A 21701-nucleotide genomic window follows, 5' to 3' on the forward strand; every position below is an offset into this window, starting at 1 on the left:
CCGCCCTGTCACCTGCCCCTTTCCGATCACTTGCGCGTAGGGTCTGGGGGAACGCTGAACGGCCGAGGAAGGGTCAGGACCATGGCGCAGGAAGTACGCGGCGTGATCGCGCCGGGCAAGGACGAGCCGGTGCGGATCGAGACGATCGTCGTGCCGGACCCCGGCCCGGGCGAGGCCGTCGTCAAGATCCAGGCCTGCGGGGTGTGCCACACCGACCTGCACTACAAGCAGGGCGGCATCAACGACGAGTTCCCGTTCCTGCTCGGCCACGAGGCCGCGGGCGTGGTCGAGTCGGTCGGCGCCGGGGTCACCGACGTCGCGCCCGGGGACTTCGTGATCCTCAACTGGCGCGCCGTGTGCGGGAAGTGCCGGGCATGCCGGCGCGGGCGCCCCTGGTACTGCTTCGACACCCACAACGCCGAGCAGAGGATGACCCTCGCCTCGACCGGACAGGAGCTCTCCCCGGCCCTCGGCATCGGCGCCTTCGCCGAGAAGACCCTGGTCGCCGCCGGACAGTGCACCAAGGTGGACCCGGCGGTCCCGGCCGAGGTGGCCGGGCTCCTCGGCTGCGGGGTGATGGCCGGCATCGGCGCCGCCATCAACACCGGCAACGTCGGCCGCGGTGACACCGTCGCCGTCATCGGCTGCGGCGGCGTCGGCGACGCGGCGATCGCCGGGTCGTACCTGGCGGGCGCCTCGAAGGTCATCGCCGTGGACATCGACGACCGCAAGCTGGAGACCGCCCGCACCATGGGCGCCACCCACACCGTCAACTCCCGCGGGACCGACCCCGTCGAGGCGATCCGCGAACTGACCGGCGGCTTCGGCGCCGACGTCGTCATCGAGGCCGTCGGCCGCCCGGAGACCTACCGCCAGGCCTTCTACGCCCGCGACCTGGCCGGCACCGTCGTCCTGGTCGGCGTGCCCACTCCCGAGATGAAGCTGGAGCTGCCGCTGCTCGACGTGTTCGGCCGCGGCGGCTCGCTCAAGTCCTCCTGGTACGGCGACTGCCTGCCCTCCCGCGACTTCCCGATGCTGGTCGACCTCCACCTCCAGGGCCGCCTGGACCTCGGCAAGTTCGTCACCGAGACCATCCGCCTCGACGAGGTGGAGCAGGCCTTCGACCGGATGCACGCCGGTGACGTGCTGCGCTCGGTGGTGGTGCTCTGATGGCCCCCCGCATCGAACGCCTCGTCACCTCCGGGCAGTTCAGCCTCGACGGCGGCACCTGGGACGTCGACAACAACGTCTGGCTCGTCGGCGACGACCACGAGGTCGTCGTCATCGACGCCGCCCACGACGCCGACGCCATCGCCGCGGCCGTCGGGGACCGGCGGCTCACCGCCATCGTGTGCACCCACGCCCACAACGACCACGTGGATGCCGCGCCCGCGCTCGCCGAGCGCACCGGCGCCACCATCTGGCTGCACCGCGACGACCTCCCCCTGTGGCAGCAGACCCACCCCGACCGCGCCCCGGACGCGTGGCTGACCGACGGCCTCGTCATCGAGGCCGCCGGCGCCGACCTGACCGTCCTGCACACCCCGGGCCACGCGCCCGGCGCGGTCTGCCTCTACGACCCCGGTCTCGGCACCGTGTTCACCGGCGACACCCTCTTCCAGGGCGGACCGGGCGCCACCGGCCGCTCCTACTCCCACTTCCCGACCATCATCGACTCGATCCGGGACAAGCTGCTGGTCCTCCCGCCGGAGACCGAGGTCCGCACCGGGCACGGGGACTCCACGACCATCGGCGCCGAGGCCCCGCACCTGGAGGAGTGGATCAAGCGCGGCCACTGACCGGGACGGTCGCCACCGGGACCGCCCCGGCACGTGCCCAAACGCGTAAACGCGGGGACACGCGGTAAAGGTGACAGAAGATGTCCGGCTTCCCGGGCACTCTCGAAACGACATCGCTCGTGCGGGACGGGTGGGAGAGGAACGGAAGCCGGACATGACAGGGTCATCGAAAGGTCCGCTGGCGGGCAGGGTCGCACTGGTCGCCGGGGCGACCCGCGGTGCCGGCCGGGGCATCGCCGTCGAACTGGGCGCGGCCGGCGCCACCGTCTACGTCACCGGCCGCAGTACCCGCGTCCGGCGCTCGGAGTACGACCGCCCCGAGACCATCGAGGACACCGCCGACCTGGTCACCGAGGCGGGCGGCCACGGTGTCGCCGTACCCGCCGACCACCTGGACCCGGACCAGGTCGCCGCCGTCGTCGACCGGATCGCCAGCGAACAGGCCCGCCTCGACATCCTGGTCAACGACATCTGGGGCGGCGAGACCCTCTTCGAGTGGGACAGCCCCGTCTGGGAGCACGACCTCGACAAGGGCCTCAGACTGCTGCGGCTCGCCGTCGAGACCCACGCCATCACCAGCCACCACGCGCTGCCGCTGCTGCTGCGCCGCCCCGGCGGACTGGTCGTCGAGGTCACCGACGGCACCGACGCCTACAACCGCGACCACTACCGCAACTCGTTCTTCTACGACCTCGCCAAGACGTCCGTCCTGCGGATGGCCTTCTCCCTGGGGCACGAGGTGGGACCGCGGGGTGCCACCGCCGTCGCGCTGACCCCCGGCTGGCTGCGTTCGGAGATCATGCTCGACCACTTCGGCGTGCGCGAGGAGAACTGGCGCGACGCCCTCGACCGCGTCCCGCACTTCGCCATCTCCGAGACGCCCCGCTACGTCGGCCGCGCCGTCACCGCCCTCGCCGCCGACCCCGGTGTGGCGCGCTTCAACGGACGGTCCTTCTCCAGCGGCTCGCTCGCCCGCGAGTACGGCTTCACCGACCTCGACGGCAGCCGCCCGGACGCCTGGCGCTATCTCGTGGAGGTCCAGGACGCGGACAAACCCGCCGACGTCACGGGGTATCGCTGACGGGCGGCAGCGGCCACCGGGCGCCGTGCCCCGGTGGCAGCGCCAGGTCCTCCCGCACGGCGGCGTAGTAGCCCTCGCGCGCGGTGCGCTGCCCCTCCAGCATGGCCCGCCAGGCATCCGGATCGCGGGTCTCCTCGCGCAGGAAGCGCTCCATCTCCATCACTGCCACCACCCATACCCGCGCCTTGTCCACCACGTCCTTGCTGCCCAGCAGGAGCAGTGCCTCACCGGCCGGGTCCCGGGCGACGGTGGCCTCCGCCTGGGCCGGCGCAGCCTCGCGGGGGGTCAGCGGATGCGGGTGGGGGTCGTTGCCGAGGTGGGCGGCGACCCGGTACGTCAGCGTGACGGAGGTCTTCACGGTCCGCGCGTAGTCGGAGTACACCGCGAGCCTGCGCTCCTCCCAGCGGGCCTCGCTCTCCCGGCGCAACCGGGCCCGGTCACTGCGGACCACGGCGAGATAGGAACCGAGCGCGCCGATGACGACGCCCATGAGCGCGGGGAGTTGCTGCAGAAACGCGGACATGGCCGCACGCTATCTGCCCCCGTGATCGTCGCGGTACTACCGTCTGGCCCATGACGGACACCAGGCGATTCACCGATTACGCGGCACTCGTGACGGGCGCGGCCCGGGGCATCGGCGCGGCCACCGCACGCCGGCTCGCCACGGAGGGAGCCCGGGTACTGCTGACCGACGTGGACCTCGTGGGGGCGCGGCGGACCGCGGCGGAACTGGCGGACGACGGGCTCGACGCGACCGCGTTCGCCTGCGACGTGAGCGACCGGGAGTCCGTGGAGACGGCCGTCGCCCATGCCGTGGAAACCTTCGGCGGTCTGGACGTACTGGTCAACAACGCCTTCGCCTGTACGCCGGACGCCCCGCTCTTCGAGGACGAACCGGACGACGTCTGGGCCCGCGACCTCGATGTCACCCTCACCGGCGCCCAACGCTGCTGCCGGGCCGCGCTGCCCCACCTCGCGGCCTCCGGCCGCGGCGCGATCGTGAGCATCGGTTCGGTCAATGGGGTCCAGGACTTCGGCAACCACGCCTACAGCGCGGCAAAGGCGGGTCTCGCCTCGCTGACCCGCACCCTCGCCGGACACGCGGGCCCGCGCGGCGTCCGCGTCAACCTCGTCACGCCGGGCACGGTGCGCACCACGGCCTGGGAGGGCCGGGACGAGGAACTGGCCGCGGTGCGGGGGCTGTACCCGCTGGGGCGGGTCGGCGAGCCCGAGGACGTCGCGGCGGCCGTCGCCTTCCTCGCCTCGCGCGACGCCGCCTGGATCACCGGGACCACCCTGGTCGTCGACGGCGGTCTGACCGCGGTCAACACCGGCTTCCGGCAGGCGATCGCGCGGGCGGAGGGCTCGGACTGACGCGTCAGGGCGGTCCGGTGCGGTCCGATGCGGTCACATGCGGTCCGGTGGTGTTTGTCACGGTTGCGTCGCGGCGGCAGCCGGCACGCAACCAAAGCCGCCGGACGGCGGTCTAGCATGCCGGGATCGCACGAAGGCGACCTTCCGCCCAGCGCACCGCCTCGACGCGAAAGGCATGACCGGCCATGGGGGACATACGCAGACGGGGAGCCGTCGCACTCGGGGTCACCGCACTGGTGGCACCGCTCACACTCGCGCTCACGGCGGCACCGGCCCAGGCCGCGAGCTGCACCGCGAAGGCGGGTCCGTACCAGAAGAAGGTGGAGAAGTTCCTCGGCCGCAAGGCCGACGGCAAGCAGTCCACCGCCGACTGCAAGGCGATCCGCGCCTTCCAGACCAAGCACGGCATCCAGCCGAACGCCGGCTACGCGGGACCCGTCACCTGGGGAGTGATGGACCTGATGACGAAGCAGAAGGCCGTCGGAAAGAACCCGAACAAAGCCGGCAAGTGCCCCACCAACAAGGGCCGCATCGCCTGCGTGAACCTCAGCCTCCAGCTGAGCTGGATCCAGGACGGCAAGAAGCTGGTGTACGGGCCGGTGCCGGTCCGCACCGGGCGCAACGGCTACGAGACCCGCACCGGCCTGAAGAAGGTCTACTGGCGCAACATCGACCACGTCTCGACCATCTACCACGTGCCGATGCCCTACAGCCAGTTCTTCGACGGCGGCCAGGCCTTCCACTCCGTCGGCGTCAGCATGTGGAACCCGCCGGGGTCGCACGGCTGCGTCAACATGACCAGGACCGCCGCCAAGAAGTACTGGTCGCTGCTGAAGAAGGGCGACGACGTGTACGTGTACGGCCGCAAGCCGGGCACCTGACGGACACCGGCGCCCGGCTCGCGCCGCGGCGTCTCACACCCCGGGGGCGTCCCCGAAGTCCGGGATCTCCAGCCGGGCCCCGCCCTGCCGTGCGGAGTCGTGCGCGACGATGCCCGGCAGGGTGTAGCGGGCGGCCACCCACGCGTTCACGGACGGCAGCGTCCGGGAGTTGACCGCGGTCACGAAGTCGTCCGCCAGGAAGTGGTGGCTGCCCTCGTGCCCGTTGTGCATCCGGTCGTAGGCCCGCGGCAGCCGCGCCCGGTCGTGCACCGGCGCCGAACCGGAGGTGAAGGCGGCCCGCAGTTCCGGCGCTATGTGCTGGAGCGACGGGTCGTCGGGGGACGTGGTGGGCTTGGGCTCCAGCAGTTCGCTGATGTCCGCCACTCCGGTCTTGTCCTGCCACAACGCCACTGTGGCCAGCTGCTCCATGCTCGCCTCCGTGCCGAAGAACCGGAAGCGCGACTCCCTGATGTGCGAGGGATAGCCGACCCGGCGGAACTCGTTCGTGCGGAACGACCCGCCGCCGGCCACCTCGAACAGTGCGGTGGCGTTGGACACGTCGTTGTCGAACCGGCTGACCGACCGGTCGAAGACCCCGTCCCCGCGCTCGTCGACCACGCCGATCGCCGAGACGCCGACCGCGTGCGTCCGCCAGGCGCCCAGCACCCCGCCCACCGAGTGCGTGGGGTACAGCAGCGGGGGATAGCTGGCGGTGGCCTTCCAGTCCGTGCCGCCGCTGTACCGGTACGCGTCGTAGAACCCGAGGTCCATGTCGTGCACGTAGTCGCCCTCGGCGTAGAAGAGCCTGCCGAAGGCGCCTTCGGCGATCTTGTTGCGGGCGTGCACGGTCGCCGGGTGGTACTGGCTGGTCTCACCCATCATGTACGTCAGGCCGGTCGCCCTGACCGCGTCGATGATGTCCGCGATCTCCCGCGCGCTGATCGCCATGGGGACCGCCGAGTACACGTGCTTGCCCGCCGCCAGCCCCTGGAGCACGAGCGGGCCGTGCGTCCAGCGCTGGGTGAAGATCGCGACGGCGTCGACCGCCCGGGACTCCAGCATCGCCTCGTAGCCCGGGAAGGTGCCGGCCAGGCCTTCGGCGGCGGCGAGCCGCTCGGCCCGCTCCGGCAGCAGGTCGGTGACGTACACGTCACGTACGCCCGGGTGCGCCCGGAACAGCCTGGCGAACTGCCCGGAGAACTGGCCGGCACCGACGATGCCGATGGAGAACGTCATGATGGCGTGCCCTTCACTGTCGCATGCGGCGGCTCGGACCCCCTTTACTTTTGACGCAGAACAATCATGCCGTCAAGGGCTGCGCGGACATCCATTACCGACGCCTCGGGTGGACCGTCCGGGCGTAGAGTCGCCCTGTTGTTTCCGAAGCGGAAGAAACCGGAGCGTGAGCCCATGCCCACACGTCCCGAAGACTGGCCGCCCCTGACTCCCGGGGAACGCTCCGTGGCGATCGAGGTCCTCGTGCACGGCCCGCTCTCCCGCAGCGAGATCGCCCGGCGGCTCGGCCTCTCGCCCGGCAGCCTGACCCGGCTGACCAAACCGCTCATCGAGCAGCGGCTGCTGGTCGAGGTCCCGGAGGCGGGCGGCGGCCCGGCCGGAGGGCGGCAGGGGCGCCCGTCCCGGCCGCTCGACGTGGTCGCGGACTCCCGGTACTTCCTCGGCTTCAAGATCACTCAGGACATGGTGTACGGCGTCGTCACCACCCTCAGGAGCGAGATCGTCGCCCGCCACGACCGCGCGCTCGCCACCCACGACCCCGCCGAGGTCGCCGGCCTGCTGGCCGGCATGACCGCCGAACTGTCCCGCGGCCGCCCCGGGGTCGCCGGGATCGGCATCGGCGTCGGCGGGCTCGTCGAGGACCGGGCCGTCGTCGGCGAGTCACCCTTCCTGGGCTGGCGCGGGGTGCCGCTGGCCGCGCTGGTGCAGGAGCGCACCGGGCTGCCCGTCGTCGTCGAGAACGACACCGCCGCCTTCGTGGAGGCGGAGACCTGGTTCGGGGCGGGGCGCGGACTGGACCGGTTCGTCGTCCTCACCATCGGCGCCGGCATCGGGTACGGGCTGGTACTGGGCGGCAGGCGGGTGCCGTACGCCGGGGACGAGGACCGCGGCTTCGGGCGACACTGGATCCTCGACCCCCACGGGCCGCTCACCCCCGACGGGCGGCGCGGCAGCGCCGTCTCCCTGCTGACCATCCCCAACATGCGCTACCAGGTGCGGGCCGCGACCGGCCACGACCGGACCTACGAGGAGATCCTCGCGTCCGCCGCCGCCGGGGAGCCCATGGCCGCGCGAGTCGTGGCGGAGGCCGGGCGGGCGCTGGGCACCCTGGTGGCGCAGATCGCCAACTTCGTGATGCCGCAGAAGATCCTGCTCGCGGGGGAGGGGGTCGGGCTGATGGAGGTGGCGGGCGACGTGGTGGCGGAGACCGTCCGGGACCACCGGCATCCGCGGGCCGCGCCGGTCGGCCTGGAGACCCGGGTGTCCGACTTCCACGACTGGGCCCGGGGCGCGGCCGTGCCGGCGATCCAGGTGCTGGTGCTGGGTGCCGCGCCGGTGTGAGCGGCTCCGGTGTGAACGGGTGGGCCGTGTGCGGCAGAACACATCTGGTGGGAACGAACTCGCCGGTAGGTCTTGACAGATGAGAGCATGGACGTGATCAGTAACACGGTCCGATATGTCCGCTTGGCTCGCGATTACTCACATCGTCTTCACGCGGGGCGCCGTATGCTTCACAGCATGTCCACCACTGTTGAACCCTCCTCCGAGCGATCGGCTGCCGAGGTCAACGAGGAGATCCGAGCCCTGTGGCTCCGGTCGGGCGGGACACTGAGCGTCGAGCAGCGCGCGGAGTACCAGCGGCTCGTCATGGAGTGGGCCAACGCGGCCCCGGAGTCCGTGAAGGCCGCCTGACCGGCGCCGCCCAGGACGCCTCGCCGTCCCGGCCCCCCGGCAGCCCCGAGGGCCGAGCCTCGTACCGGCCCGGTCAGCCCCACGTCGCCGAGTACCGCCGCCGATAGGCCTTGCGGTCCTGCTCCTCGCGAATCCACCGCGTGGCCACCAGCGCCACCAGGCTGCCCGCGACCACCAGCAGGCCCGGTCCTATGTTCCGGCGGTCGGTGAGCCGGGCGAGCAGGGTCGAGCCGTCGACGCCCGCCACGGGGGCCGGCGCCCCCGCCCCGGAGGCGCCCGGTGCCCGGGTGCCCGGTGCCTGGCCGGCCGGTGCCGAGGTGCCCGCGGCGGCACCCTCCCGGCCCGGGACGATCAGCCGGACCCCGAGCGACGCCATGGCCTCCGGCAGTGGCTGGAAGAACGTGGTGCCGCCCTTGGCGCAGTCGCCACTGCCACCCGACGTCACCCCGAGCGCGACGCCCTCGGAGAACATCGGCCCACCGCTGTCCCCGGGTTCGGCGCACACGTCGGTCTCGATCAGACCGGTGACCGTGCCCTCCGGGTAGTTGACCGTCGCGTCCAGCGCCGTCACCCGGCCGTCGCGCAGCCCGCTGGTGCTTCCGCTGCGGAACACCCGCTGCCCGACCGCCGGTTCGCCCGCCCCCGTGATCCGCACCCCCTTGCCGTCGCCGACCGCCACCACGTCGGCACCGTCGCCCGCCTTGCCGTTCGCGTACTCCACCAGGGAGAAGTCGTCTCCGGGGAAGCTCCCGGCGACCGTCCTGCCGACCTGCCCGTCACCCGGGCGGTCGCCGAACCAGACGGAGCCCGTCGGGCCGCAGTGCCCGGCGGTCAGGATGAAGTCGCTCGTGCCGTCGGTCACGTTGAATCCCGCCGAGCAGCGGCCCGCCGTGGACAGGATCGGTTCCGCCCCGTTCAGGCGGGTGGTGAACGTGCCCTCCGTACGCTCCATGCGGACGAACCCGCCGATACCCTCCGCGACCGCCGTCAGCCGCGACCAGTCCGACCCGGAGACCGTGCGGTCGCCCCGGACCACCACCTCGTTGGAGCGGTAGTCCAGCGCCCACGCCGTACCGGCCACCCGGGGCGCCGAGCGCAGCGTCGAGGCCGCCGACCTCAGCTCGGACAAGCTGTGCCGCACCCGCTTCGCCGTCGCACCCGCCCGGCGCACCGCCTCGGCCGCGCGTTCGTCCGTCACCGCCACGACCGGCCGCCCCTCGGAGTCGACCCAGTGACCCGCCGTACGACCGGTGCCGAGCCGGGACACGAGGTCGCCGCCGGCGCCGGACGGGGTCTGCGCGAAGGTGCGCGGCGCGGCGGACGCGTCGGGCGGCTCGCTCGCCACGGCCCGGGTGACCATCGTTCCCCCGAGCAGCAGTCCGCCGACGGCCGCCAGCCGCGCCACTCGCCGGACGATGCGTCGTCGTGCGTGCCTCATGCCTGCGCTCCCGAAGCCGACCGCGCGGCGTCGCCGCCGCGGGGGCCTCCGGACGTCGAGCACCCTCCTCCCATACGGCGGCGGGAACCTCGGTGTTCACCGGGCCGGCGCCTTGTTCCCCGGCCGCGTCACCGCGTCCTATCTTGGCCCCATGACCAGCAACCCGTGGGACCAGGCCGCTGAACCGAACCCGCTGCGCGCGCTCACGCCGGACCAGCTGCGCCGACGTACCAGCATGAAGTGGCGCACCCACCCGGCGGACGTACTGCCGCTGTGGGTGGCCGAGATGGACGTGCCGCTCGCCCGGCCCGTCGTGCGTGCCGTCACCGAGGCCATGGAACTCGGCGACACCGGTTACCCCGTCGGCACCGCCTACGCCGAGGCCCTCGCCGCCTTCGCCGCCAAGCGGTGGGGCTGGGACGGCCTGGCCGTGGAACGGACGGCGATCGTGCCCGACGTGATGCTGGGCGTCGTGGAGATGCTCAAGCTGGTCACCGGGCCCGGCGACCCGGTGATCGTCAACCCGCCGGTGTACCCGCCGTTCTACCAGTTCGTCACCCACATGGACCGGCGCGTCGTCGAGGCGCCCCTTGGTTTTGACCTGCGGATTGACCTGGGCGTGCTGGAGGCGGTCTTCCGGCGGGCCGTCGCGGGCGGTGGCCGGGCGGCCTTCCTGCTGTGCAGCCCGCACAACCCGACCGGCACCGTCCACACCGCCGAGGAACTGGCGGCCGTCGCCGCCCTGGCCGAGCGGTACGGCGTCCGGGTCGTCGCCGACGAGATCCACGCTCCGGTCGTCACCGCCCCCGACGCGCGGTTCGTGCCCTACCTGGGCGTGCCCGGCGCCGAGCGCGGCCTCTCCCTGATGTCGGCGTCCAAGGGCTGGAACCTCGCCGGGCTCAAGGCGGCCCTGGCCGTCGCGGGCCCCGGAGCCGCCGCCGACCTGGCGCGGATGCCCGAGGAGGTCGGTCACGGGCCGAGCCACATCGGCGTCCTCGCCCACACCGCCGCCCTGCGTGACGGAACCGCCTGGCTGGACGCCGTGCTCACCGGGCTCGACGAGAACCGGCGGCTGCTCACCGGCCTGCTCGCCGAGCGGCTGCCCGGCGTCGTGCACCGCGCCGGTGAGGCGACCTACCTCGCCTGGCTCGACTGCCGCGCCCTCGGCCTCGGTGACGAACCGGCCGAGGTCTTCCTCGACCGGGGCCGGGTGGCACTCAGCTCCGGCGTTCCCTTCGGCAGCGGCGGGCCGGGACACGTGCGGCTCAACCTGGCCACCTCGCCGGAGGTGCTCACGGAGGCGGTGCGGAGGATGGCGGCCGCCCTGGAATGAGGCGGGGGCGACACCGGGGACCCGGGGCGGCGGGCCTAGACTTCCGGAGCATGGACGACGACGCGTCACTCGCCCGGCTCGGCGCCGGCAAGTACCTGCTGGTCACCACGTACCGGAAGAACGGCACGCCGGTCGCCACCCCGGTGTGGGTGGTGCGGGACGGGGACGCGCTCGGCGTCTGGACCGTGTCCGACTCCTGGAAGGTCAAACGCGTGCGCAACCGCGCCGACGTCCTGGTCGGCCCCTGCGACGTGCGCGGCAGGCCGACCGGCGAGCAGGTGCCGGGGACTGCGGAGATCTGCGACGCGGCCACCACGGCCCGCTACCGGCGGCTGCTCGCCCGCAAGTACGGCGTCCTCGGCCGGCTCACCCTGCTCGGCAGCAGGCTGCGCCGTGGGCTCGACGGCACCCTGGGAATCCGCGTCACGCTCACGTCGGCGCCACCGGCCGAGAACTGACCCGCCATCAGGTCCAGGCCCGGTACGGCTCGTCGACCAGCTGGAAGACCGGCTCGCCGCGCACCGGGTCCTTGGCCGTGGACAGCCGCACCCGGTCCCCGCTGTGTATGCCGATCAGCGGTCCCATGACCCGGCCGCGCAGCACGAACCCCTCGGCCATCTCGATGAGGGAGACATTGCGTGCGGCCGGGGTGTTGCGGTGCACCACCGTGGCGTGACGCACCGTCCCCGTGCCCTCGCTCCGCTCCGTCCGCAGCTCGCTGCCGCGACAGACCGGGCACAGCACCCGGTGGTACACGGCGGTGCCGCACCAGGTGCAGCGCTGGTAGAAGACGGCCTCGGTGTCCGGGCCCCGGTCCTCGGTCCTCGGGTCGAGCAGGCCCGTCGCGGGGCCGGCCGCCTGCTGAGCGACGTTTCCTGAGTGGTACACGCTGGTCAACTCCCTGCGCTAGGGCCGGAATCCCGCGTGCGCGGTCACCGGGCACGCGGGTGCGCGGCTCACCGTGCCGCCGTGCACGCACCACAGCGTATGGCACTGAGTGTCACGCGTAAAGGCACTCGGTACCCTTGATTGCGGGTGAACGCACGCGTGAGGCCGTCGTGTCCGGCCGTCAGTCGTGCGCGAACGCCGTCTCGATCTCCCGCAGCACCTGCCACAGCGGTGTGCCGCGACGCGCGGCCACGACCACCACGTCCTCGGGCGAGGTGCCGCGGGGCGGCACCGGAACGTCGCCGAACGCGGACTGCGCGTACGCCAGTGCGTGGTCCACCGCGGCGCCCGCGTCGTCGCGCCCGTCCGAACGCAGCCAGGACCGCAGCGCGTTGTTGTGGGCCGCGACCACCGCGGCCGCGATCACGTCGGCGCGCAGGCTGCCGTCCGGACGTCCGCCCAGCCGCCCGCGCAGGTACTCGGCGAGGGCCCGCTCGTAGCGCCACACCACCGACAACTCGTAGGCGCGCAGGCCGGGGACCTTCTTGGTGAGGCGGTAGCGCTGCACGGAGAACGCCGGGTTCTCGGCGTACATGCCCAGGACCAGCCGGGCCGCGTCGCAGACCCGCCGCACCGGGTCGGCGTCCTCGGGCGAACGGGCCAGGAACGCCTGCATGTCGGCCAGGCACCGTTCGTGGTCGGGGAAGACCACGTCCTCCTTGGACGGGAAGTACCGGAAGAAGGAACGCCGTCCGACGCCGGCGAGGGCAACGATGTCGTCCACGGTGGTCTGTTCGTACCCCCGCTCCAGGAACAGCCGGAACGCCGCCGCGACCAGCGCCTCCCGCATCGGCGGCCGGACCTCCGCCGCGTCCGTCCCGTCGCCGCGGCGGGGCGCCGCACTGCTGGTGCTCATGAGGGGGAACGTAGCAGCCCGCCGAGTGCCTGGCACTCAGTGCAGGATGCAGAGGGAACTGAGTGCACCTGCCGCCCCAGCGTCCCGGTCGCATACGATCACTTCCGATCAGCCCCGGAGGAGTCCCGCATGCCGTTCACCCGCCCCCGCATCCTGTACGTCACCGACCTGGCCTACGAGGCGCGCGGGCGGCGCTACTGCGACGAGGACATCTACCTGGCCTCGCGGCTGCGCGAGGAGTTCGACCTGGCCCTGTGCCATCCCCGGGACGCCGCCGCGCTGCTGGACGCCTTCGACGCCGTCGTCGTCCGCAACAGCGGTCCCGTACAGGGGTACGAGGCCGCCCACGCGGCGTTCCGCGAGCGCGCCACCGAACGCGGGACGCGCGTCTACAACCAGCTCACCGGCCGGGCGGACATGATCGGCAAGCAGTACCTGCTCGACCTCACCGCCGCGGGGTACCCCGTCATCCCCACCGTGGACCGTGCCGAGGACCTGCACCGGCTGCCCGCCGCGGACGAGTACGTCGTCAAGCCGAGGCTCGGCGCGGACTCGGCGGGCCTCGGGATCGTCCCGGCCGGCCGGGTGGCCGAAGCGCTGGACGGCGCCGGGGACCTCCTGGTCCAGCCGCGCGTCGACTTCGCCTACGAGGTCTCCTTCTACTTCGTCGACCACGACTACCAGTACGCCCTGTACGCGCCGCACCCCGACCGCCGCTGGCAGCTGGAACCGTACGACGCCACCGTGGCCGACCTCGACTTCGCGCGGCGGTTCATCGAGTGGAACGGCGTCGACCACGGCATCCAGCGCGTCGACGCCTGCCGCGCGCCCGGCGGGGAGCTGCTGCTGGTCGAGCTGGAGGACCTCAACCCCTACCTGTCCCTGGACGCCCTCGACGAGGCGGCCCGCGACGCGTTCGTCACGGCCCTGCGCACGGCCCTGCGACGCCTGCTCGCGGGCTGAGCCGCCCCGCTGCCCGGGCGGCGGCACCTAGCATGGCCGCCATGGACGTGTTCCTGGACCGGCTCGACCCGGATATGTGCGTCGTCACGGCCGCCGCGGACGGAGAACGGGCCGGCTGCCTGGTCGGCTTCTCCTCGCAGTGCTCCATCCGGCCCGTGCGGTACGTCGTGTGGATCTCCGACGTCAACCGGACCTTCCGCGTCGCACGGTTCGCCGACGTCCTGGCGGTCCACCTGCTGGCCCGCGACCAACGCGCGACGGCCGAACTGTTCGGCGGGCTGACCGGCGACGACGTCGACAAGTTCGGCCGGGTCCGCTGGCGCGAGGCGTACGGAGGGGCCGCCGTGCTGGAGGACGCCGAGGCGTGGTTCGTCGGTCGGGTCCTGGAGCGGATGCCGGGGGGCGACCACGTCGGTTTCGTCCTCGAGCCGGTCGAGTGGGGCGGACGCGAGCGGGCCGCCGCACCGCTGCTGCGGCTCGCCGACGCGCGCACCGTCCGGCCCGGGCATCCGGTGGACTGAGGCGCCCTCGCCGTCAGCACCGGTCGGTGCCCGTCCGGCGTCCGATCCGTGTCCGTTCAGCGTCCGGCGGCGCCCCGTTCGGCCAGCGCCTCGGTGACGGCCCGCACGCTGCGCGCGATGTGCTGCAACTGGAGGACCTCCGCCGCGTACAGCTTGATGGTGTGCTCGATGGCCGCCTCGTGCAGGCCGAGCCGGGGCAGGTCCGCCCGGGCGGTCTGCAGTGCGGTGCGGGCCACCCGGATCTCGTGCTGGACCTGGATCTGCGCGTGCCGGGCGAGCAGCACCGGGTGCCGGATCAGGGCCGGATAGCCGGCGTAGCGCGCCGGGACCAGCTCGCGCAGCCACCTGGTGGCCGAGCGTTCCCAGTCGTAGCTGCCGGGGGTCTTGACCTGGCAGGGCCAGTCCGGGCTGATGCGCGTGGTCGTCAGGGGCATGATCATCGCTTCCGGGTGTGCGGCGTCGACGGGGTGGGCGACGGGTGGGGGCGGTCCCGGTCCAGGGGACGACCGGGACCGCCGCGGGCGCTCGCGCAGGCGATGCCCGACCGGAACACCCGGTGCGCCGGAGCGGGTAGGATTCGGCGGCCCGAGGTGTTCGCGGCAGGTGCGGACGCGCTCCGGGGCGGCCGGGTCGCGATCCGTGAGCAGTATTTATATATGCCAACCGCTTTGCAAGACGTATGAAAACATTCATGCCTGCTTTGACGGGGATGGCCCCGTCTGCGCCGACCAATCGCGGGCGAGACCGTTCCGGATCAGTCCCGCAGGAAGAACTGGTGCTGGTCCGCGACCTGCTCGTACTCCTCCAGCCGCGCCTGCGTCCGCTCCGGATCGGCGTCGGTCATGGCCTGGAGCAGCGCCGCACACATCACGCCCGGCGCGGCGTAGGAGTCGAAGACCAGGCGGGACCCGGTGCCGGTGGCGAAGGTGACGTCGGCCTCGTCCACGACGGGGCCGAGCGCCAGGTCGGTGATCAGCGCCACCTTCAGCCCGGCACCGCGTGCCACACGGACGGCGCCCAGCGTCTCGTGGGCGTGCCGGGGCATGGAGAAGGCCAGCACCCAGGTGCCGCCCGCCTCCCGGGACTGGAGCAGGGCGTCGTAGGCGACCGTGCCGCCCCGGGTCACCAGGCGCACGTCGGGATGGACCCGGCGGGCCGCGTAGGCGAAGTACTCGGCGAGCGAGACGGAGATGCGCAGCCCGAGCACGGTCAGCGGCGCCGAGGCGGCCAGCTTGCGGCCGACGTCGATCACCCGGTCCGCGTCCGCGAAGTCCCGCCGCAGGTTCTCCAGGTTCTCGATCTCGGCGTCCACCGCCGCCTGGAGTTCGTTGCCCCGGTACTCCTCGGCCGCGGACCCACCCCGGCCGCCCAGCGCGATCGCCTGGAGTTGCTCCCGCAACGCCGGGTAACCGCTGAAACCGACCGCCGAGGCGAACCGCGTCACGGACGGCTGGCTCACTCCCACCCGGTCGGCCAGGTCGGTGATCGAGAGGAACGCCGCCTCGGTGAGGTGCTCGATGAGGTACTGCGCGATGCGCCGCTGTCCCGGGGAGAGCCGGGGCCGGTCGAAGAGCGTCCTGAGCCGGGAGGTGGGGGAGATCTCCGACTCGGGGGCCGCGCGGCCCGAGGTGATCGCCGACGCCTGAGCACGTGCCTGCTGCGGCGATGGCACGGGTGCGCCTCCTTCGTCTCCCATGTCTCCCACGGAGGTCAACATAGCCCACCCCCGCCGCCCGGCGACCGGACCGCCCGGCCCGGTGACGGGACCACGCCGTCGGGGATAGCACCGCGTAGCACGGGAACCCGCCGTCACGGAAGAACCCGCAGACACGGACGAGGAGCCGACGTCATGACCGTCCCGGAAGAGAACCGGCCGAAGACCGACACCACCGACGACGTTCTCGGCCGGCGCCGGCGCGAGCGCGAGGAGGACGGACCCCGCCCGCCGGGCGGTACCGGCCGTACCCTGCGCGAGGCCCTCGAGGAGGCGCACGTCCGTCCCGACGACTTCGACGAGGAGTGACCGGGCTGCGGAGGAGTGACCTTCTTACGCAGGGGCTGAGGGCGCGGGCCCAGGGTCGCCGGGCGGCGGGCCCGGTACCACGCCCTCCGGTACCACCAGGTCGGCCCGGTGCCGGGTGGCCGCGACCAGGTCGGCGTTGCGCTGATCGGGGCCGAGCGCCCACGCGGCAGCCTGTGCGGGGGACTTGCCGAAGCGCTCGTGCCGCGCCACGAGCCGTCTGACCCGCTCCGGTTCCGCCGGCCCGCAGAACCACACCTCGTCGAGCCGGGCCCGCACCCGCGCCCAGGCTCCGGTCTCCAGCAGCAGGTAGTTGCCCTCCGTCACGACCAGCCGGACGGAGGGCGGCACCGGTACGGCCCCGGCGATCGGCTGCTCCAGCTCCCGCTCGAAGCCCGGCGCGTACACCGTCTCGCCGTCCGGCTCCGCGCGCAGCCGGTCCAGCAGCGCCGCGTACCCGGCCGCGTCGAAGGTGTCCGGCGCCCCCTTGCGGTCCCGGCGGCCCAGCCGGTCCAGTTCGGCGTCGGCGAGGTGGAACCCGTCCATCGGCACCTGCGCCACCCACGGCTCGCCGCCGCCGTTCAGCTCCCGCACCAGATGCCCGGCGAGCGTCGACTTCCCGGCGCCGGGGCTGCCCGCGACACCCAGGACGGCGCGCCGCCCGTCCCGCGGCAGCCGGCGGGCACGGGCGAGCAGGTCGTCGAAAGTCAGCGGCACACCGCACAGTGTGTCACCTGATCGGACCCGTCCCGGCGGGGAACTGTGGGGGTATGACGACGCAGCTCGGACTTCCCGACGACATCCAGGCCTGCCTCTTCGACCTCGACGGGGTGGTCACCAGGACGGCGGTGGTGCACGCCGCCGCCTGGAAGGCGACCTTCGACACCTTCCTGCGCGAGCGGGACGGCGCGGACTTCCGGCCGTTCACCGACTCCGACTACGACCAGTACGTCGACGGCCGCCCCCGCGCCGACGGCGTCCGCTCCTTCCTCGCCTCCCGCGGCGTCGAACTGCCCGAGGGCACCCCCGACGATCCGCCGGACGCGCGGACCGTCAACGGCGTCGGCAACCGCAAGAACGAACTCCTCCTGGAGAAGATCCGCACCGACGGCGTGGAACCCTACGAGGGCACGCTGCGCTACATCGACGCGGTCCGCGCCGCGGGCCTCGCCACCGCGATCGTCTCCTCCAGCGCCAACACCCGGGACGTACTGCGCTCCATCGACGCCGAGCGGCTGTTCGACGTACGGATCGACGGCGTGGTGGCCAGGGAACGGAAACTGCCCGGCAAACCACACCCCGACACCTTCCTCGCAGCCGCCCGCGACCTCGGCGTCGAGGCCTCCCGCGCCGCCGTCTTCGAGGACGCGCTGGCCGGCATGGACGCGGGACGCTCCGGACACTTCGGCTACGTCGTCGGCGTCGACCGCGTCGGCCAGACCGACGCCCTCTACGCCCACGGCGCCGACCGCGTCGTCAAGGACCTCGCCGAGCTGGGAGACCACGCGTGATCACCAACCGGACGTACACCGTGGAGCCCTGGCGGGTGCGCGAGACCGCCCTCAACCTCGACCTCCTCGCGCAGAGCGAGTCCGTCTTCGCCCTGTCCAACGGGCACGTCGGCTGGCGCGGCAACCTCGACGAGGGCGAACCGCACGGCCTGCCCGGCAGCTACCTCAACGGCGTCTACGAACTCCACCCGCTGCCCTACGCCGAAGCGGGCTACGGCTACCCCGAGTCGGGCCAGACCGTCATCAACGTCACCAACGGCAAGCTGCTGCGGCTGCTGGTCGACGACGAGCCCTTCGACCTGCGCTACGGACGGCTCGGCAGGCACGAACGCACCCTGGACCTCAGGCGCGGCGTGCTGGAGCGCACCTGCGAGTGGACCTCCCCGGCCGGCACGACCGTCCGGGTGCGCTCCACCCGCCTGGTCTCCCTCACCCAGCGCGCCATCGCCGCGGTGGAGTACGAGGTCGAGCCCGTCGACACCCGCACCCGGGTCGTCATCCAGTCCGAACTGGTCGCCAACGAGAGCCTGCCCTCCTCCGACGGCGACCCGAGGGCGGCCCAGGCGCTGCAGTCCCCGCTGGAACCGGAGGAGGACCTCGCCATGGGCTCCCGGCTCCGGCTGGTCCACCGCACCCGGCGCAGCGGCCTCAGGGTCGCCGTGGCCGCCGACCACGTCGTCGACGCCCCCGGGGAGATCACCACCAGCAGCGAGAGCAACACGGACGTGTCCCGCCTGACCATCACCTCCGTGCTGGACCCGGGGCAGCGGCTGCGGGTGCAGAAGACCGTCGCCCATGGCTGGTCGGGCGCCCGCTCCCGGCCCGCGATGAGCGACCAGGTCGAGGCGGCGCTGGCCGCCGCCGCACACGGCGGCTGGGACGGCCTGGTGGCCGAACAGCGGGACTACCTCGACGACTTCTGGGCCCGCGCGGACGTCGAGGTGCACGGCGACGAGGAGATCCAGCAGGCCGTCCGCTTCGCCCTGTTCCACGTGCTGCAGGCCGGCGCCCGCGCCGAGCAGCGGGCGATTCCGGCCAAGGGACTGACCGGTTCCGGCTACGACGGCCATGCCTTCTGGGACACCGAGATGTTCGTGCTGCCGCTCCTCACCTACACCGCGCCCAAGGCGGTCGCCGAGGCGCTGCGCTGGCGGCAGGCCACCCTCCCCGCCGCCCGCGACCGCGCCACCCAGCTCGGGCTGCGCGGCGCCGCCTTCCCGTGGCGGACCATCGACGGCTCGGAGGGCTCCGCGTACTGGCCGGCCGGCACCGCGGCCTTCCACGTGGCCGCCGACATCGCGCACGCCGCGGTGCGCTACACGGCGGCGACCGGCGACCTCGACTTCGAGCGCGAGACCGCCCTGGAACTCCTGGTGGAGACGGCCCGGCTGTGGCGCTCGCTGGGCCACCACGACCACCACGGCGTCTTCCACATCGACGGCATCACCGGGCCGGACGAGTACAGCGCCGTCGTCGACGACAACACGTACACCAACCTCATGGCGCGCGCCAACCTGCTCGCCGCCGCCGACGTGTGCGAACGCCACCCGGAGGAGGCGACCGGGCTCGGCGTCGACGAGGAGGAGAGCGCCGCCTGGCGGGACGCGGCCGAGGCCGTGCACATCCCCTACAACGAGGAGATCGGCGTGCACGAGCAGCACGCCGGCTTCACCCGCCACCAGCGCTGGGACTTCGCGAACACCGGCGCCGACCAGTACCCGCTGATGCTGCACTTCCCGTACTTCGACGTCTACCGCAAGCAGGTCGTCAAGCAGTCCGACCTGGTGCTCGCCATGTACACCTGCGGCAGCTGGTTCGACGCCCACTGCGACGACGACCAGATGGCCGCGAACTTCGCCTACTACGAGCCGCTGACCGTGCGGGACTCCTCCCTGTCGGCCTGCTGCCAGGCGGTCGTCGCCGCGCAGACCGGCCACCTGCGCCTCGCCTACGACTACGCCACCGAGGCCGCCCTGATGGACCTCGCGGACCTGGAGCACAACACCCGCGACGGACTGCACATCGCCTCGCTGGCCGGTACCTGGATGGCGCTGGTCGCCGGATTCGGCGGCACCCGCCGGGACGGCGACAGCCTGCGCTTCACACCCCGGCTGCCCGAGAAGTTCAGCCGCCTCGCCTTCCGGCTCCAGTTCCGCGGCCGGTGCCTCCAGGTGGAGATCGGGCCCGACCGGGCCTCGTACTCGCTGCTGGGCGGACCGCCCCTGACGATCCACCACCACGGGTCCGAGGTCCGCGTGGACGGGGCCGAGCCCGTCACCCTCGGCATCTCCGCGCCCAAGTGGCGGCCCACGCCCGAACAGCCCCCGCACCGCCGTCCGGGCGTCACCGAGCGGCCGGTCCCGAGCGACGGATGAGCCCGGGCGACTGGCCGAGTTCCGCCCTGCGTACCGGTGGCCCGCGGGTTAGTTTGACCATGTTTTCCGGGTTTCCGTGCTCCCGCGGTCTCCGGGCTCCAGCCACTGACGGCAGGAGGTGAGCGACGAGCGACCCCGCGACGAGCGGGGGTGAGGGGTGCACCATGGCCGACGGCGCGAACGCAACCCTCGCCGGCAGACGCGTACGCGGGGGCGAGGAGGCGGGGGCTTCCGACGCCCCCCGACGGCTGCGCGGCGCCGCCCCGGCCGCGGCGGTGGCCGCCGTCTTCACCCTCGCCCAACTGGTCTTCGTCCACCCGGCCATGGGCCTGGGCTGGGACGAGATCGTCTACGTCAGCCAGGTCACCACCCACCACCCCGCGGCCTTCTTCAGCGCCCCCCGCGCCCGCGGCGTCTCCCTGCTGGTGGCTCCCCTCGCCTCCTGGTCGGCGTCCACCGAACTGCTGCGCGTCTACCTCGCCCTCCTCTCGGGACTGGGCCTGTACCTCGGCCTGCGCGCCTGGAAGGGCCTCTTTCCCTCCCGGGTCCTCGCCACGGCCGGCGCATTTTTCGCCACTCTGTGGGTGACCCTCTTCTACGGTCCGCAGGCCATGCCCAATTACTGGGTCGCGATCGGCGCCCTGATCACGGTGGGCTGCGCCCTGCGCGCCCTGCGAGCCGGGCGGGGACGCTCCGGCCGGGCCGCGCTGTGCGGGGTGGCGGCCGGGGCGTTGCTGATGGCGCTGATGCGGCCCACCGACGCGGTCTGGGTGACCCTGCCCCTGCTCGCCCTCGTCCTCGTGCGCCGCCACTGGCCGCTGCTGCTAGCCCTGGCGGGCGGCCTGGCGGCCGGGGGAGTGGAGTGGGTGATCGAGGCCCACGCCTGGTACGGCGGCCTCGGGGAGCGGCTGGCCCGGGCCTCCGAGATCCAGGGCGGCCTCGGCTGGAACATCGCCGTGGACGACCAGATGCGCAGCCTGGGCGGCCGGGGCCTGTGCCGGCCGTGCACCGGAGCGATGCCGCACCCGGTCGTCACCGCGTGGTGGCTGCTGCTCCCGGTCGTCGCCGTCCTCGGCGTGGCCGTCGCGGTCCGGGCCCGCCGCGCCACCGCGACGCTGGTCCCCTTCGCCTGCGCCGTGACGGCCGCGGTGCCGTACCTGTTCCTGATCGGTTACGCGGCGCCCCGCTTCCTGCAACCCGCCTACGCCCTGCTCGCCGTACCGGTCGCCGACGCGCTGTGGCACCTGGCCGGGGCCGGGCGCGACCGGTGGCGCCCGGTGGCCGCGACGCTGGTCGCGCTCGCGGTGGCCGGTCACCTGGCGGTCCAGTTCTCGGTGCTCGTGGGCACCGTGGACCGCAACGTCGAGAGCCGCGAGGACTGGGCCCGCGTCGCCGGTGAACTGCACCGGCTCGGGGTCCGGCCACCCTGCCTGCTCACCGGGCACGAGTCCATCCCGGTCGGCTACTACACGGGCTGCTCCTCCGGCTCCGTCAGCGGCAACAACGAGAACACCACCGCCGCCGAGATCGTCGACACCGCCCGGCGGATCCCGGTCGCCGCGATCACCGGACCCGGCGGCACCCCGCCCGGATACGCCCGCGACTGGACCCCGCACCGCATCACCGACCTGGAGATCCGCGTCGCACCCCCGGGTTAGGGATCGCGTATCGGG

General features: G+C 73.0%; 23 protein-coding genes. 15 read left to right on the forward strand and 8 right to left on the reverse strand.

The annotated features are described in order from the left end of the window. Window positions 1-81: 81 nt before the first annotated feature. The 3 genes from R2E43_RS35415 to R2E43_RS35425 all read left to right on the forward strand — a co-directional run bounded on the left by R2E43_RS35415 (window position 82) and on the right by R2E43_RS35425 (window position 2880). Window positions 82-1170: an S-(hydroxymethyl)mycothiol dehydrogenase gene (locus R2E43_RS35415; protein ID WP_011027326.1), complete on the forward strand. Its 1089-nt coding sequence runs from the start codon at window positions 82-84 to the stop codon at window positions 1168-1170. Beyond that, window positions 1170-1799 carry an MBL fold metallo-hydrolase gene (locus R2E43_RS35420; RefSeq protein ID WP_003978121.1) on the forward strand — a complete coding sequence of 210 codons (630 nt, stop codon included), beginning with the start codon at window positions 1170-1172 and terminating at the stop codon, window positions 1797-1799. The genes R2E43_RS35415 and R2E43_RS35420 overlap by 1 nt, the downstream gene beginning before the upstream one ends. A 154-nt stretch (window positions 1800-1953) precedes the next feature. Continuing rightward, on the forward strand, window positions 1954-2880 hold the full coding sequence (locus R2E43_RS35425) for an SDR family oxidoreductase (protein WP_011027325.1): 927 nt from the start codon (window positions 1954-1956) through the stop codon (window positions 2878-2880). Here R2E43_RS35425 and R2E43_RS35430 read toward each other — a convergent pair. Next, complete coding sequence (locus R2E43_RS35430; protein WP_003978123.1) at window positions 2864-3403, reverse strand: hypothetical protein; 540 nt, start codon at window positions 3401-3403, stop codon at window positions 2864-2866. The two genes, R2E43_RS35425 and R2E43_RS35430, sit on opposite strands and share 17 nt — an antisense overlap. Window positions 3404-3453: 50 nt before the next feature. Here R2E43_RS35430 and R2E43_RS35435 point away from each other — a divergent pair, with 50 nt between their 5' ends. After that, window positions 3454-4254, forward strand: a complete 801-nt coding sequence (locus tag R2E43_RS35435) for an SDR family NAD(P)-dependent oxidoreductase (RefSeq protein WP_003978124.1) — start codon at window positions 3454-3456, stop codon at window positions 4252-4254. A 185-nt stretch (window positions 4255-4439) separates the two neighbouring features. Next, complete coding sequence (locus R2E43_RS35440; protein WP_003978125.1) at window positions 4440-5135, forward strand: L,D-transpeptidase family protein; 696 nt, start codon at window positions 4440-4442, stop codon at window positions 5133-5135. A 33-nt stretch (window positions 5136-5168) separates the two neighbouring features. Here R2E43_RS35440 and R2E43_RS35445 read toward each other — a convergent pair whose 3' ends face one another. Continuing rightward, entirely contained in the window at window positions 5169-6371 is a 1203-nt protein-coding gene (locus R2E43_RS35445; protein WP_332056969.1) for a Gfo/Idh/MocA family protein, read from the reverse strand. 174 nt (window positions 6372-6545) lie between these two features. Here R2E43_RS35445 and R2E43_RS35450 point away from each other — a divergent pair, with 174 nt between their 5' ends. Together R2E43_RS35450 and R2E43_RS35455 are read left to right on the forward strand one after the other, a co-directional pair. Further along, entirely contained in the window at window positions 6546-7712 is a 1167-nt protein-coding gene (locus R2E43_RS35450; protein ID WP_193484476.1) for an ROK family transcriptional regulator, read from the forward strand. Between the two features lie 165 nt (window positions 7713-7877). Then, window positions 7878-8063, forward strand: coding sequence for a hypothetical protein (locus R2E43_RS35455; protein WP_003978128.1), 186 nt, complete (start codon window positions 7878-7880; stop codon window positions 8061-8063). A 73-nt stretch (window positions 8064-8136) separates the two neighbouring features. Here the strand turns inward: R2E43_RS35455 and R2E43_RS35460 are convergent, their stop codons facing one another. Further along, on the reverse strand, window positions 8137-9501 hold the full coding sequence (locus R2E43_RS35460) for a S1 family peptidase (RefSeq protein ID WP_332056970.1): 1365 nt from the start codon (window positions 9499-9501) through the stop codon (window positions 8137-8139). 151 nt (window positions 9502-9652) lie between these two features. Here R2E43_RS35460 and R2E43_RS35465 point away from each other — a divergent pair, with 151 nt between their 5' ends. Beyond that, entirely contained in the window at window positions 9653-10834 is a 1182-nt protein-coding gene (locus tag R2E43_RS35465) for a MalY/PatB family protein (RefSeq protein WP_329433156.1), read from the forward strand. 50 nt (window positions 10835-10884) lie between these two features. Then, complete coding sequence (locus R2E43_RS35470; RefSeq protein ID WP_003978131.1) at window positions 10885-11292, forward strand: PPOX class F420-dependent oxidoreductase; 408 nt, start codon at window positions 10885-10887, stop codon at window positions 11290-11292. 7 nt (window positions 11293-11299) lie between these two features. Here the strand turns inward: R2E43_RS35470 and R2E43_RS35475 are convergent, their stop codons facing one another. Beyond that, the gene (locus tag R2E43_RS35475) at window positions 11300-11722 is read right to left on the reverse strand and encodes a Zn-ribbon domain-containing OB-fold protein (protein WP_003978132.1); all 423 of its coding nucleotides are present in this window, start codon (window positions 11720-11722) and stop codon (window positions 11300-11302) included. A gap of 181 nt (window positions 11723-11903) precedes the next feature. Next, on the reverse strand, window positions 11904-12638 hold the full coding sequence (locus R2E43_RS35480) for a TetR family transcriptional regulator (RefSeq protein ID WP_011027318.1): 735 nt from the start codon (window positions 12636-12638) through the stop codon (window positions 11904-11906). Between the two features lie 129 nt (window positions 12639-12767). Between R2E43_RS35480 and R2E43_RS35485 the strand changes: the two genes are divergently transcribed. Together R2E43_RS35485 and R2E43_RS35490 are read left to right on the forward strand one after the other, a co-directional pair. Further along, the gene (locus tag R2E43_RS35485; RefSeq protein WP_016325235.1) at window positions 12768-13601 is read left to right on the forward strand and encodes an ATP-grasp domain-containing protein; all 834 of its coding nucleotides are present in this window, start codon (window positions 12768-12770) and stop codon (window positions 13599-13601) included. 32 nt (window positions 13602-13633) lie between these two features. Continuing rightward, window positions 13634-14122 carry a flavin reductase family protein gene (locus R2E43_RS35490; protein WP_193484470.1) on the forward strand — a complete coding sequence of 163 codons (489 nt, stop codon included), beginning with the start codon at window positions 13634-13636 and terminating at the stop codon, window positions 14120-14122. 56 nt (window positions 14123-14178) lie between these two features. On the opposite strand, the gene R2E43_RS35495 is transcribed toward R2E43_RS35490, so the two are convergent. Next, window positions 14179-14562 (reverse strand): hypothetical protein, encoded by a 384-nt coding sequence (locus R2E43_RS35495; protein ID WP_030872223.1) that lies wholly within the window; start codon window positions 14560-14562, stop codon window positions 14179-14181. A 314-nt stretch (window positions 14563-14876) separates the two neighbouring features. Beyond that, window positions 14877-15794, reverse strand: a complete 918-nt coding sequence (locus R2E43_RS35500) for a MurR/RpiR family transcriptional regulator (protein WP_030872221.1) — start codon at window positions 15792-15794, stop codon at window positions 14877-14879. A gap of 177 nt (window positions 15795-15971) precedes the next feature. Between R2E43_RS35500 and R2E43_RS35505 the strand changes: the two genes are divergently transcribed. Further along, entirely contained in the window at window positions 15972-16145 is a 174-nt protein-coding gene (locus tag R2E43_RS35505; RefSeq protein ID WP_166680897.1) for a hypothetical protein, read from the forward strand. A gap of 24 nt (window positions 16146-16169) precedes the next feature. On the opposite strand, the gene R2E43_RS35510 is transcribed toward R2E43_RS35505, so the two are convergent. Further along, window positions 16170-16859: a nucleoside/nucleotide kinase family protein gene (locus R2E43_RS35510; protein WP_011027317.1), complete on the reverse strand. Its 690-nt coding sequence runs from the start codon at window positions 16857-16859 to the stop codon at window positions 16170-16172. 53 nt (window positions 16860-16912) lie between these two features. On the opposite strand from R2E43_RS35510, the gene R2E43_RS35515 reads away from it, so the two are divergent. The 3 genes from R2E43_RS35515 (at window position 16913) to R2E43_RS35525 (ending at window position 21686) form a co-directional block, all read left to right on the forward strand. Then, window positions 16913-17653 carry a beta-phosphoglucomutase family hydrolase gene (locus R2E43_RS35515; RefSeq protein ID WP_003978139.1) on the forward strand — a complete coding sequence of 247 codons (741 nt, stop codon included), beginning with the start codon at window positions 16913-16915 and terminating at the stop codon, window positions 17651-17653. Further along, a complete protein-coding gene (locus tag R2E43_RS35520) occupies window positions 17650-20028 on the forward strand; it encodes a glycoside hydrolase family 65 protein (protein WP_011027316.1) in 2379 nt (792 codons plus the stop codon). The genes R2E43_RS35515 and R2E43_RS35520 overlap by 4 nt, the downstream gene beginning before the upstream one ends. A gap of 164 nt (window positions 20029-20192) precedes the next feature. Next, window positions 20193-21686, forward strand: a complete 1494-nt coding sequence (locus tag R2E43_RS35525; RefSeq protein WP_332056971.1) for a hypothetical protein — start codon at window positions 20193-20195, stop codon at window positions 21684-21686. Window positions 21687-21701: the final 15 nt, after the last annotated feature.

The sequence above is a fragment of the Streptomyces violaceoruber genome, from assembly GCF_033406955.1.
Taxonomy (GTDB): Bacteria; Actinomycetota; Actinomycetes; order Streptomycetales; family Streptomycetaceae; genus Streptomyces; species Streptomyces violaceoruber.